Origin of the sequence: Bacillus canaveralius (assembly GCF_002860125.1) — a bacterium.
In the GTDB taxonomy this organism is placed as follows: domain Bacteria; phylum Bacillota; class Bacilli; order Bacillales; family Cytobacillaceae; genus Bacillus_BJ; species Bacillus_BJ canaveralius.
The window spans coordinates 132,328-145,900 of record NZ_PGVA01000014.1; the positions used below are offsets into that span (position 1 = coordinate 132,328).

At 45.8% G+C, this 13,573-nt stretch carries 12 protein-coding genes; all 12 read left to right on the forward strand.

From position 1 onward, the window contains the following. Positions 1 to 144 precede the first annotated feature (144 nt). The 12 genes from CU635_RS07550 to CU635_RS07605 all read left to right on the forward strand — a co-directional run bounded on the left by CU635_RS07550 (position 145) and on the right by CU635_RS07605 (position 13,572). Complete coding sequence (locus CU635_RS07550; RefSeq protein ID WP_101576561.1) at positions 145 to 2,823, forward strand: cation-translocating P-type ATPase; 2,679 nt, start codon at positions 145 to 147, stop codon at positions 2,821 to 2,823. An 87-nt stretch (positions 2,824 to 2,910) separates the two neighbouring features. Further along, positions 2,911 to 3,786 (forward strand): YicC/YloC family endoribonuclease, encoded by an 876-nt coding sequence (locus CU635_RS07555; RefSeq protein ID WP_101576562.1) that lies wholly within the window; start codon positions 2,911 to 2,913, stop codon positions 3,784 to 3,786. A gap of 61 nt (positions 3,787 to 3,847) precedes the next feature. Further along, on the forward strand, positions 3,848 to 4,111 hold the full coding sequence (gene remA, locus CU635_RS07560) for an extracellular matrix/biofilm regulator RemA (RefSeq protein ID WP_101576563.1): 264 nt from the start codon (positions 3,848 to 3,850) through the stop codon (positions 4,109 to 4,111). Between the two features lie 10 nt (positions 4,112 to 4,121). After that, complete coding sequence (gmk, locus tag CU635_RS07565) at positions 4,122 to 4,736, forward strand: guanylate kinase (RefSeq protein WP_101576564.1); 615 nt, start codon at positions 4,122 to 4,124, stop codon at positions 4,734 to 4,736. Position 4,737: 1 nt separating this feature from the next. After that, positions 4,738 to 4,959: a DNA-directed RNA polymerase subunit omega gene (gene rpoZ, locus CU635_RS07570; protein WP_101576565.1), complete on the forward strand. Its 222-nt coding sequence runs from the start codon at positions 4,738 to 4,740 to the stop codon at positions 4,957 to 4,959. A 175-nt stretch (positions 4,960 to 5,134) separates the two neighbouring features. After that, positions 5,135 to 6,346 (forward strand): bifunctional phosphopantothenoylcysteine decarboxylase/phosphopantothenate--cysteine ligase CoaBC, encoded by a 1,212-nt coding sequence (gene coaBC, locus CU635_RS07575; protein ID WP_101576566.1) that lies wholly within the window; start codon positions 5,135 to 5,137, stop codon positions 6,344 to 6,346. Next, complete coding sequence (priA, locus tag CU635_RS07580; RefSeq protein WP_101576567.1) at positions 6,343 to 8,757, forward strand: primosomal protein N'; 2,415 nt, start codon at positions 6,343 to 6,345, stop codon at positions 8,755 to 8,757. Before coaBC ends, priA begins: the two co-directional genes overlap by 4 nt. Positions 8,758 to 8,947: 190 nt before the next feature. Further along, the gene (gene def, locus CU635_RS07585; protein WP_101576568.1) at positions 8,948 to 9,433 is read left to right on the forward strand and encodes a peptide deformylase; all 486 of its coding nucleotides are present in this window, start codon (positions 8,948 to 8,950) and stop codon (positions 9,431 to 9,433) included. Then, entirely contained in the window at positions 9,430 to 10,374 is a 945-nt protein-coding gene (gene fmt / locus CU635_RS07590) for a methionyl-tRNA formyltransferase (protein ID WP_101576569.1), read from the forward strand. The genes def and fmt overlap by 4 nt, the downstream gene beginning before the upstream one ends. A 1-nt stretch (position 10,375) precedes the next feature. After that, on the forward strand, positions 10,376 to 11,725 hold the full coding sequence (rsmB, locus tag CU635_RS07595) for a 16S rRNA (cytosine(967)-C(5))-methyltransferase RsmB (protein WP_101576570.1): 1,350 nt from the start codon (positions 10,376 to 10,378) through the stop codon (positions 11,723 to 11,725). Between the two features lies 1 nt (position 11,726). Further along, positions 11,727 to 12,815, forward strand: a complete 1,089-nt coding sequence (gene rlmN, locus CU635_RS07600; RefSeq protein WP_101576571.1) for a dual-specificity RNA methyltransferase RlmN — start codon at positions 11,727 to 11,729, stop codon at positions 12,813 to 12,815. 4 nt (positions 12,816 to 12,819) lie between these two features. Next, complete coding sequence (locus CU635_RS07605; protein ID WP_101576572.1) at positions 12,820 to 13,572, forward strand: Stp1/IreP family PP2C-type Ser/Thr phosphatase; 753 nt, start codon at positions 12,820 to 12,822, stop codon at positions 13,570 to 13,572. Position 13,573: the final 1 nt, after the last annotated feature.

Consider the following 13,573-nt stretch of genomic DNA (forward strand, 5'->3'; position numbering starts at 1 on the left):
GCCCTCCAGCGCTTTTCGGGGCTGAGCAAGGCGCTTCCGCTTTTCTTATAATATCATAGCATTTTTTTGGACAGGTCTGAATAAGCTTTCTTTAGGGTGAGGACAACTGTTGTTTAATTCAAAAGGGGGAAGTGTGATGGCCGGATGAAGTTCCACAATATGAATGAAGATGAAGTTGAAAAGGCCTTGAATACGGATTTTTCAAAAGGCTTAACCGAAGAAGAGGTCAAGAAACGCAGAAAACAGTTCGGCTATAACGAATTGGAAGAAGGAGAAAAGCAGTCTGCTTTACTCTTATTTTTTAGCCAATTCAAGGACTTTATGGTGCTTGTTTTATTGGCTGCCACATTAATTTCGGGGCTGCTGGGTGAATATATTGATTCCATCGCGATCATTGCGATTGTTATCATCAATGGATTTCTTGGTTTTTTTCAGGAACGTAAGGCAGAAAAATCATTGGATGCGTTAAAAGAGCTGTCTGCCCCCCAGGTACAGGTCTTACGGGACGGGCACTGGGACAAGATTCCGTCCAAGGAAGTGCTTGTGGGCGACGTGATTAAATTCTCAAGCGGTGACAGGATTGGCGCAGATGTCAGATTGATCGAATCCCACAGCCTTGAAATTGAAGAGTCTGCTTTAACAGGTGAATCGATGCCGGTGCAAAAAGCGACAGACGCACTCCAGGCTGCCGACCTCGGGATAGGTGACCTGGAAAACATGGCTTTTATGGGGACGATGGTTACAAGAGGCAGCGGAGTCGGCGTTGTAGTTGCGATCGGAATGAAAACGGCGATGGGACAAATTGCTGATCTTCTCCAAAAAGCCGAAACAATGGAGACACCATTGCAGCGGCGGCTCGAGCAGCTTGGAAAAATTTTGATCGTTGTGGCTTTATTGTTGACAGTTCTTGTCGTCGGTGTTGGTGTTCTCCAGGGGCATGATCTTTACACGATGTTTCTTGCCGGCGTATCGCTTGCCGTAGCTGCCATTCCAGAAGGGTTGCCAGCGATTGTAACAGTCGCCCTGTCCCTCGGCGTGCAAAGAATGATCAGGAAAAATGCAATCGTCCGCAAGCTCCCAGCTGTTGAAACGCTCGGTTGTGCCTCCGTTATTTGTTCCGATAAAACAGGGACGATGACGCAAAACAAAATGACTGTCACCCATCTGTGGAGCGGGGGGAAAACGTGGACGGTTGACGGTGTCGGATACGAACCACATGGGAATTTTTATTTACGGAATGATCTGATCGACCCAAAAAAGGACAAGGCGCTTCAGCAGTTATTAATGTTCGGAATGCTTTGCAACCATGCGGAAGTTTTTCAGAAAAATAACGATTTTCTGGTCGACGGGGACCCGACAGAAGGCGCTTTACTGATTGCCGCGATGAAGGCCGGCTACAGCAGAGCAGCCTTGCCTGGCCAATTTGAAATCGTCAAGGAATTCCCGTTTGATTCAAGCCGGAAAATGATGAGTATAATCGTTAAAGATCATCACGGGCGGACATTTGTTGTAACGAAGGGAGCGCCTGATGTGCTGCTCGGTGTCAGTGAGGCGTTGCTTTGGGAGGAAAGGCAGCAATACTTAACAAAAGAGCTGCAAGGCACGATCCAGACAGCCATTCATGATCTTGCCTCACAGGCGCTGCGAACAATTGCGATCGCATATAAACCTGTTCAGGCAAACACGATGATTTTGCATGAAGCAGAAGCGGAGAAAGGGTTGACCTTTATTGGGCTGCAGGGGATGATTGATCCGCCGCGACCAGAGGTTAAAACAGCTGTCAAGGAATGCAAACAAGCAGGAATCAAAACTGTGATGATTACTGGTGACCATGTGATCACAGCAAAAGCAATTGCCGGCCAGCTCGGAATTCTCTCAAAAAACAGTAAAGTTCTTGGTGGCAAGGCGGTATCGGAAATGTCTGTCGGCCAGCTTGAGGAAGTCGTCGATGATGTTTCAGTGTTTGCCCGCGTGTCTCCTGAGCACAAGCTGAAAATCGTCAAAGCTTTGCAAAATAGGGGCCATATCGTCGCTATGACCGGTGATGGTGTCAACGATGCACCTGCGATCAAAGCCGCTGATATTGGAATTGCGATGGGGATCACTGGAACGGACGTTGCGAAGGAAGCATCGGCACTTGTCCTCCTTGATGATAATTTTGCGACGATCAAGGCAGCGATTAAAGAAGGAAGAAATATATATGAAAACATCCGCAAGTTTATCAGATATTTGCTTGCTTCGAACGTCGGCGAAATATTGGTGATGCTCTTTGCGATGCTGCTCGCTTTGCCGCTTCCGCTCGTTCCAATCCAAATCCTCTGGGTCAATTTAGTTACGGATGGTCTTCCGGCAATGGCGCTCGGCCTCGACCAGCCGGAAGATGATGTTATGAAGCGACACCCGCGCAGCCCGAAGGAAGGCGTGTTTTCACGAGGGCTGGGCTGGAAGGTTATTTCTAGAGGATTTTTAATCGGTGCGGCGACATTGGCCGCTTTTATGATCGCTTACGGCCAGCAGCCTGACGATCTTGCCTATGCACAGACGGTCGCATTCGCTACACTTGTGATGGCCCAGTTGATTCACGTCTTTGACTGCCGCAGCGAAAAATCGGTGTTCGCCAGAAATCCATTTGGCAATAAATACTTGGTGTGGGCCGTAATTTCTTCGTTGATTTTAATGTTTATTGTTATCTACTATCCGCCGCTCCAGCCCATCTTCCATACTGTGCCGATTATCGCGATCGATTGGATCTTAATTGCCGGCTTATCTGCCATTCCAACTTTTTTGCTGGCCGGAACGTTTTTGGTAAGTAAAACGAGATAATATATGGTATAATCCAAAAGGTAATAGAGAAGACTCTATTACCTTTTCTTTGTGTGATAGGTCTTATGCAGATTGGATGTGTGTAAAATGGTCGTTAGCATGACTGGTTATGGGAGGAGCAAGACAGAATCTTCCCTCGTTGCCGTGACTGTTGAGGTAAAGACAGTTAATCATCGTTTTATTGAATACAGCATCCGGATGCCCCGCGAGCTTTTAAAATTAGAAGATAAGATCAAGAAAAAACTCGGCGAGAAAATTTTCAGAGGCAGGGCTGAAGTTTTTGTTACGATAGAAGGCGAAGGCATTGTCAGCAGAAAACTTCATATTGACTGGAAACTATTGGACCAATATTATCAATACATAACGAAAATTAAAGAACAATTCGGTTTAGATGGGAAAATTTTGATAGCCGATATGATCAGCCGGGAAGGCGTTCTTACATTGGAGGAGCAAGAATCAAGCAATGGGGAATTGGAAAGCCTTGTCCTGCAAGCGGCAGATGAGGCGGCAGCACAGCTGAGAAAAATGCGTGAAGCGGAAGGCGCTGCCCTCGAGCGAGACGTATCGGTACACTTAATGAAATTAACCGAACGTACCGGACGGCTTGCTGGGCTTTCCCCGGCTGTCGTAAGCCAGTATCGGGCCCGGCTTGAAAAAAGAATCGAAGAATTCGAGAGCGGCCAATTTGACGAGTCGAGACTTTTAGCGGAGGTTGCTCTTTTTGCCGATAAAGCCGATATTAATGAAGAATTAGCCAGGCTAAACAGCCACATAAAACAATTTGCAGAAACTCTGCTGCTCGAGGAACCGATTGGCCGGAAATTAGACTTTCTCGTTCAGGAAATGAACCGGGAGGTAAACACGATTGGCTCGAAAGCAAATGACGCCGCAATTGCAAAAGAAGTGGTCGAGATGAAAAGCCTGCTTGAAAAGATGAAGGAGCAGATTCAAAATATAGAATAGCAGCTTGTTTAGAAAATGATGGTATCGGCCAAAATAATTTACTGATGATTGGAGGACTAGAATGTCCATCAAACTGATCAATATTGGATTTGGAAACATTGTTTCTGCTAACCGGATTATTTCAATAGTCAGTCCGGAATCGGCACCTATAAAAAGGATTATTCAGGATGCACGTGACCGTGGATCTTTAATAGACGCTACATATGGAAGGCGTACCCGAGCTGTGATCGTAATGGATAGCGACCATGTGATCTTGTCTGCTGTCCAGCCTGAAACTGTTGCACACCGCTTAAATGACCGGGACGAAATTCTTGATGAAGGGTAGGATGCTCTAAATGCACGAAAAAGGATTGTTAATTGTTCTTTCCGGCCCGTCCGGTGTTGGGAAAGGAACAGTCAGGAAAGAAATTTTTTCACAGCCAAACACTGCGTTTCAATATTCAATCTCGATGACGACGAGAGCGCCGCGCGAGGGCGAAGTTGACGGAATCGATTACTTTTTTCGAAAGCGGGAAGAGTTTGAAGAGATGATTGAACAAGGCAAACTCCTTGAGTATGCCGAGTTTGTCGGAAATTATTACGGTACACCGGTTGATTATGTGAAAGAGACACTGGAACGGGGCAAGGACGTGTTTCTAGAAATTGAAGTACAGGGAGCCCGCCAGGTCAGAGAGAAATTTCCGGATGGACTGTTCATCTTTTTAATGCCGCCAAGCTTAACAGAGCTAAAAAACCGAATTGTTACAAGAGGAACCGAAACAGACGACGTGATTCAAAACCGTTTGCAGGCAGCAAAAGAAGAGATTGAAATGATGAACTTGTACGATTATGTCGTAGAAAATGACCAGGTCGAGCGCGCCTGCGAAAAAATTAACGCGATTGTGATTGCGGAGCACTGCCGCAGGGAGCGCGTCGAAAGCCGCTATAAAAAAATGCTGGAGGTTGAATAATATGTTATACCCATCTATCGATTCATTAATGACAAAGATTGATTCAAAATATTCATTGGTTTCAGTTGCCGCAAAAAGGGCCCGCAATCTGCAGCAAAATGGCAAACCGCGACTGGACAAATATGTTTCCCATAAAAATGTCGGTAAAGCACTTGAAGAAATTCATAAAGAAAAGCTGCATTTTTCCGCTAACAAATCCGTGAAGGAAGATCGGAAGCAATAATGTTTACAAAATAACAACCACTCGATGGTTGTTATTTTTTTTAACAGCAGGCCCCATTTATCATTTGATCATAAAAAGATGAAATAATGGCGTGTTTCTTGCATAATGGAAATAGATGATTGTAGAGAGTCTGGCCGAATGGGCTTATATAAATAAAAAGGGTGGGGATCCTTTCATGCTGAATGGAAAGAAAATTTTACTGTGCGTAACCGGGGGAATCGCTGTCTATAAGGCGGTTGCTTTAACGAGTAAGCTATCCCAGGCCGGCGCGGATGTTAAAGTGATATTAAGCGAGTCTGCGGCAAAATTTGTCACTCCGCTAACATTTCAGGCAATGTCACGCAATGATGTATTTACCGATACATTTGATGAAAAAAATCCGCAGGTGATTGCCCATATCGATCTTGCCGACTGGGCGGATCTTGTTCTCGTCGCCCCGGCGACTGCAAATGTAATTGGCAAACTGGCGGGCGGGATTGCTGATAATATGGTGACAACCACGCTGCTGGCGGCAACTTCACCTGTGATGATTGCCCCGGCGATGAATGTCCATATGTACGACCACCCGGCCGTCAAAGCCAATCTTAACAAACTGGCAGACTACGGTTATCTGTTCATCGAACCGGGTGAAGGATTCCTTGCCTGCGGTTATGTAGGAAAAGGCCGCCTCGAGGAACCTGAAAAAATCGTCGAGATTATCGATCAATTTTTCCAACCACAGAAACCTTCCGCGTTGACAGGAAAAACGGTTTTAATTACAGCCGGGCCAACGAGGGAAAAAATTGATCCGGTCAGGTATATAACGAACCATTCCTCCGGCAAAATGGGCTATGCGCTTGCCGAGGAAGCCGTACAGGCCGGGGCGAACGTCATTCTTGTTAGCGGCCCCGTCGATATTCCCGTTCCACATGGGGTCGAGGCCGTCAAGGTCGAAAGTGCGCAGGAAATGCATGACGCAGTTATGGAAAGTTTCCCAGTTGCAGATGTTGTTATTAAAGCGGCTGCCGTTGCAGACTACCGCCCTAAAACATACATGGATAATAAAATGAAAAAGCAAGCTGGCGATGAAATCCTTGAAATGGAACGGACAAAGGATATTCTGTTTGAACTTGGCCGGCAGAAGGGCAGGAAAATCCTTGTCGGATTCGCCGCAGAGACCGATCATATTGAGGAATATGCGCGAACAAAACTGATTAAAAAGAATGCCGATATGATTGTCGCGAACAATGTGACAAGTGAAGGTGCCGGATTTAATACGGATACAAATATTGTGACGATTTTTAAGCGCGATGGCAGCACGCAAAACTTGCCGATCCTGGCAAAAAAAGAGGTAGCCCGGCACATTTTAGAAGAAGTATCGAACATGCTTGAGGGTGACAGCCGATGAAGGTCGCCAGTGTCATTGTTGATGTGCCTGCCAAACAAACAGATAAAACATTCGATTACCTGATTCCGAACCGGTGGGAAAATGCGATTTTGCCTGGAATGAGAGTGGTGGTCCCATTCGGGCCAAGGAAAATCCAAGGGTTCGTTACAGAGGTGAAAGCCGAATCTTCTTTTGCCAAATTAAAAGAGATTATCGAACCAATGGATTTAGTGCCTGTGTTAACAAATGAATTGCTATCGCTTGGTAATTGGCTTACCGAACATACACTTTGTTTCCGCATTTCTGCTTTTCAGGCAATGCTTCCTGCAGCCTTAAAGGCGAAATACGAAAAATGGGTTAAACTAGCAGGAAATCACCGGCCGGAAGAGCTTCCAGCGGAATTGCAAAGCGTTTTTCAAAAAAATCCGGAAATCGTATGGAATGAGGCAGTTGAACGGGGCCTTGTCACAGCCCTGCAGCGGGAGGCCGCGAAGGGAACGGTTGAAGTTGCCTATCGAGTTAAGGACAGGCTTAATGCAAAACGATTAAAGCATGTTTATCCAATCTTGAGCAAGGAACAGTTGGCAAATGAGCTCGAATCAATACCTGCACGTGCTGCCAAGCAGCGGGACGTGCTCAACTACTTTATTGAAAATCCTGAAAGCATTGAACAGCGCGAACTGTTAGCCAAAACAGCTACAACATCGGGAACAGTCAAAGTGCTAATTGAAAAAGGGCTTCTTGGTGAAATTGACAAAGAAGTATATCGCGATCCTTTTGAGGAGCGTGTTTTCGCACAAACCAGGCCGCTAGCGCTGACAGATGACCAGGCAAACGCCATAGATCCGATCCTTTCATCGATCAAAGAGGACAAGCATAATGTGTTTCTCTTATATGGTGTGACGGGAAGCGGAAAAACGGAAATTTACTTGCAGTCGATTCAGGAGGTAGTGGGCAAAGGGAAAGAAGCGATCGTCCTCGTTCCCGAAATATCATTAACACCGCAGATGGTTAACCGCTTTAAGGGTCGGTTTGGCAATGAAGTCGCGGTGCTCCACAGCGGCTTATCGGCAGGTGAAAAATATGACGAATGGCGCCGGATCCAGAGAAAGGAAGTTAAGGTAGCAATCGGGGCGAGATCAGCCGTTTTTGCCCCATTTGAAAATCTCGGAATTATTATTATTGATGAAGAGCATGAAACAAGCTATAAGCAGGAAGAAAATCCGCGTTATCATGCAAGAGACGTTGCCATCCAACGCGGGCTGCTTCACAACTGCCCGATTGTACTCGGAAGTGCGACGCCTTCACTTGAAACATTTGCACGTGCACAAAAAGGAGTTTACCAGCTTCTTACCTTGCCAAAACGCATGAACAACCAGGACCTTCCTAAGGTAGACATCATCGACATGAGGGAGGAGCTCCGCGACGGAAATCGTTCGATGTTTTCGAAACTGCTGTTTGAAAAGCTGCAGGAGCGCCTCGAAAAAAAAGAGCAGACGGTGCTGTTTTTGAATAAACGTGGACATTCTTCGTTTGTGATGTGCAGAGATTGCGGTTATGTCCTCAATTGCCCGCACTGTGATATTTCACTTACGTATCATCGATATAACCAATCGATGAAATGCCATTATTGCGGCCATGAAGACAGGATGCCATCTATCTGCCCCGAATGCAGCAGTGATCATATCCGTTTTTTCGGCACAGGGACACAAAAGGTTGAGGATGAGCTTGGAAAAATCCTGCCTGAGGCGAGAGTTATTCGCATGGATGTGGATACGACAAGCCGCAAAGGAGCCCATGAGCGGCTGTTAAACGATTTTTCAGAGAGAAAAGCCGATATTCTGCTCGGCACGCAAATGATTGCAAAAGGGCTTGATTTTCCGAACATTACACTCGTTGGCGTTCTTTCTGCTGATACAATGCTTCATTTACCCGATTTCCGCTCTTCAGAAAAAACGTTTCAGTTATTGACTCAGGTAAGCGGCCGGGCAGGACGGCACAAGCTAAAAGGTGAAGTCGTCATCCAGACGTACACACCGGAGCATTACAGTGTCGAGCTTTCCGGGGAGCAGGATTTTGACCAATTCTATCAGCGGGAAATGCTCGTCCGTAAAATGCACAAATACCCGCCCTTTTACTTTCTGTCGCTGATCACGGTCAGCCACGAGGAATTGATGAAAGTCATATCCGTAACAGAGAAAATAACAAACTATGTGCGGTCACGCTTATCTGAGGAGGCGATTGTCCTTGGACCTGTTGCATCAACAATCCCTCGTATCAATGATAGATATCGTTACCAATGTTTGATAAAATACAAGCGGGAACCAGATCTGGCACCGGCGTTAAAAACAGTCCTGGACCGCTACCAGCAGGAGTCCGCTGCGAGCGGGCTGCAAATTTCGGTTGATGTCAACCCGTACATTTTAATGTAACTCGGGTGTTATATATAATATTCAACAATCGCAAAGAATAAGAGTGCAGGCGCCTTACGAAAACAAGCACACACCGCTTGTCCGATCGATTTATCATTTCTTAAAAAGACGACAAAGAAGTGCCGTGAAGTTTTCCCTGACCTTAACAACGCGGTGCCTGTTTTTCAGAACAAATATTGGAGGAACAGCATTGGGAGTACGCAAAATTGTAACATATCCAGCAGAGATTTTAGAGCAGCCTTGTGAACCGGTAACGGTTTTTGATAAAAAACTGGCCAGGTTTCTTGATGATATGTATGAGACGATGATTGAATTTGACGGTGTTGGACTGGCCGCGCCACAAGTAGGCTTAAACAAGCAAATTGCAATTGTCGACCTTGATGATGAAGAGGGAACGATCGAACTGATTAATCCGGAAATTGTCAAAGTGGCAGGAGAGCAGATCGGTCCGGAAGGATGCCTGAGTTTCCCTGGTCTGTTTGGCGAAGTAGCCAGGCCTTTTTTTGTAAAAGTAAAAGCATTTGATCGGAAGGGCAAACAGTACACGATCGAGGCTGATGATTTTCTGGCCCGGGCCCTTCTCCATGAAATTGACCATTTGCACGGAATTTTATTTACATCCAAAATAACAAAAGTTTTGAGCGAGGATGAGTTGGAAGGGGTTGGGGATGAGTGACAAAAATCGTATTTATGGGAACTCCCGATTTTTCGGTTCCGGTTTTAAGACAAATTATCGCGGACGGCTATGAAGTGATTGCCGTTGTTACCCAGCCGGACAGGCCAGTCGGCAGAAAAAGAGTGATGACTCCCCCGCCTGTCAAAGTGGAGGCTGTCAAACAAGGGATCCCGGTCTATCAGCCCGAGAAAATCCGCCAGCCTGAAGAGCTTGAGAAGATTTTGGCACTAAAGCCTGATCTGATCGTGACAGCTGCGTTCGGACAAATCCTGCCGAAGAGACTGCTTGAAGCTCCCCGTTATGGATGCATCAATGTTCATGCATCATTGCTGCCCGAACTTCGCGGCGGGGCGCCGATTCATTATGCGATCATTCAGGGGAAACAAAAAACCGGTATTACGATCATGTACATGGTTGAAAAACTCGATGCCGGTGATATTTTAACGCAGGCAGAAGTGCCGATAACAGAGGATGATACAGTTGGAACGCTTCATGATAAATTAAGTGCAGCAGGTGCGAAGCTGCTATCAGAAACGCTGCCGAAACTGCTTGATGGAACACTGCAATCTATTGCTCAAAACGAAGAAGAAGCGACATTTGCCTACAATATTAAAAGGGAACAAGAAAGAATTGATTGGTCGAAAACAGGTGAACAAATATATGACCATATTCGCGGTTTAAATCCATGGCCTGTAGCCTACACTACTATGAACGGAGCCGTTTTGAAGGTATGGAAGGCCGAAAAAATCAACTCAAGCGCTGACGCGGCTCCGGGCACGATCATCGCCATAGATGCGGATGGTTTTATTGTAGCTACAGGCAACCAGACAGCGATCAAGATTTCTGAACTTCAGCCGGCGGGAAAAAACCGGATGACTGCGGAACAATTTATGCGCGGATCCGGTTTGGGCTTAACGGTGGGAATGACATTAGGGGAGTAAAATGAAAACGACTAAAAATGTAAGAGAAACAGCCGTTGAACTTTTAGAAGCAATCGATAAGAATCAATCCTACAGCAATTTGCTCCTCAATAAAGTGATTGAGAAAAACGAGCTTAATCAGAAAGATGTCGGGCTCTTGACCGAACTGACGTATGGAACACTGCAGCGCAGGATGACTCTTGATTATTTCCTCGAGCCGTTTATCAAAGATAACCGCAAGCTTGAGCGCTGGGTGCTATATTTGTTGAGAATCACCTTATATCAGATGGTTTTTTTGGATAAAATTCCTGATCGGGCAGCGATCTTTGAGGCGGTAGAAATTGCGAAAAAAAGAGGTCACAAAGGGATCTCGGGCATGGTAAACGGAGTATTGCGAAACGTTCAGCGGCAAGGGCTGCCCAGTCTTGATAAAATAACCGACCCCATTGAACGGCTTTCGATTGAAACAAGCCACCCAGCCTGGCTCGTTCATAGATGGGTTAACCAATTAGGATTTGAAAAAGCAAAAAAAATGTGCGAAATTAATTTGACTGCGCCCCTACAGACAGCTAGAGTTAACTTAACGAAAACGACTCGGGAAGAGTGTCTCGATATTTTGCGTGCGCAAGGCTTTAATGTTGAGCCGAGCCCAATCATTCAGGAAGCTGTCAAATGCTTAAAAGGAAATTTAGCAGCGTCGACTGCTTTTAAGGACGGGCTGTTGACGATCCAGGATGAAAGCTCGATGCTTGCTGCATATGCACTAAATGTCCAAAAGGATGAAATGATTCTCGATGCTTGCGCAGCACCTGGAGGAAAATCGACCCATATTGCCGAGAAACTTACTGGCAGCGGAAAAGTGATTTCACTTGATCTCCATGAGCATAAGGTAAAGCTAATCAACGCCTCAGCGCGACGGCTCGGCCTAGATAATATCGAAACAGCCACAATGGACAGCCGTCACGTCCAGGATCGCTTTCACGCAGAATCGTTTGACCGGATCTTGCTTGACGCCCCATGCTCTGGATTTGGAGTTATGAGAAGAAAGCCTGATATGAAATATACGAAGCAACCGGAAGATATCCAGCGCTTAAAGGAAATCCAGCTCGAACTGTTGGCGGCAGTTGCTCCATTAATTAAAAACGATGGCTTAATTGTCTACAGTACATGTACAGTAGATCAAGAGGAGAACGAACTGGCAGTCAATGAATTTTTACTGAAGAATCCTGATTTTGAAGGGGATGATTCATTAAGAGACCGGATGCCGGAAGCAATAAAACCATTGGTCGACGGGCATATGCTGCAAATTCTGCCCCAGGATATTGGATCAGATGGATTCTACATTGCTTGCTTAAGAAAGAAGGTGCACTAACTTGGAACAGTTAAAAACAACAAAAGAACAATCACAAGAACTAAAAAAGCCAAGCATATATTCTCTCGAGCTGCACGAGTTGGAGGAATGGCTTAAGAGTAATAATGAAAAAACATTTCGAGCCGCGCAGATTTTTGAATGGCTATACCACAAAAGAGTTGCAGAATTTGAAGACATGACGAATCTCTCAAAAGGATTGCGAACGAAGCTGATTGAAAATTTTACGATAACAACGCTTAAGACAATCATTCAGCAAACCTCTAAGGATGGAACGATCAAATTCCTGTTTGAAATGCTTGATGGTACCTCTATTGAGACAGTATTAATGCGGCATGACTACGGAAATTCAGTATGTGTCACGACACAGGTAGGCTGCCGGATCGGCTGTACTTTTTGTGCATCAACACTTGGGGGCTTAAAAAGAAATTTAGAAGCAGGAGAAATTGTCGCCCAGGTCGTAAAAGTACAACAGGCACTTGATGAAACAAATGAGCGGATTAGCTCAGTCGTCATCATGGGAATTGGTGAACCATTCGATAATTACGACAGTATGCTCTCGTTTCTAAAAATCATTAACCATGATCAAGCTCTTAATATCGGAGCACGCCATATCACAGTGTCGACGAGCGGGATTATTCCGAAGATTTATCAATTTGCCGATGAAAATATGCAAATAAACTTCGCGATCTCTCTCCACGCCCCAAATAACGAGATCAGAAGCCGCTTAATGCCAATTAACCGCGCCTATAAGCTTCCGGATCTCATGAAAGCCGTCGACTATTATATTGAAAAAACAGGTCGGCGCATCAGCTTTGAGTATGGATTGTTTGGCGGTGTGAATGATCAGGTTGAGCATGCTGAGGAACTAGCTGAACTGATTAAAGGCGTTAAATGCCATGTCAATTTAATTCCGGTCAATTATGTTCCGGAGCGGGATTATGTGAGAACGCCACGCGATCAAATTTTTTTGTTTGAAAAAACATTAAAGAAGCACGGGGTTAATGTGACGATCCGCCGCGAGCACGGTCATGATATCGATGCAGCATGCGGACAACTTCGTGCAAAGGAGCGCAAGGAAGAGACGAGGTGACGGTATGAAGGCTGTGTTTATGACAGACCGGGGAAAAATCCGCCAGCACAACGAAGATAATGGCGGAGTGTTTGAAAATCGGAGCGGACAGCGCCTTGCCATTGTCGCAGATGGCATGGGCGGCCACCGTGCCGGTGATGTTGCGAGCAAAATGGCACTGGCAAGCATGAAAGCTTATTGGGAAGAAACAAAAGAAATCGAAACGGCAGAAGAGGCCGAACAATGGTTCAGGCAGCATGTTTCAAAGGTAAACTCACAGCTGTTTGATCATGCTGTCCAAAACATTGAGTGCGAAGGCATGGGCACAACGATTGTGGCGGCAATCAGTACAGACCGGTTTTCAACAATCGCAAACATCGGTGACAGCCGCTGCTATATTTTAAATGAGAGCGGCTTTAGCCAGATTACCGAGGACCACTCGCTCGTCAATGAGCTGGTCAGGTCCGGACAAATTACAAAAGAAGATGCTGAACACCATCCACGGAAAAATGTCCTGCTCAGGGCACTCGGTACCGAAAAAACGGTTGACATGGACATTAAGACGATCATCTTTGAAGAAGGTGACCGTTTGCTTTTGTGCTCTGACGGTTTATCAAATAAATTAAGCTGCGCCGAGCTTGAGGAAATCCTCGGTCGTGACGAAAGTCTTGAAGAAAAAGCAGCCGCATTCATCAAACTTGCGAATGATAACGGTGGTGAGGACAATATCACCCTTGTTATTGTCGAATTTTTAGACAGCATCGAGAGTGGTGAATAGA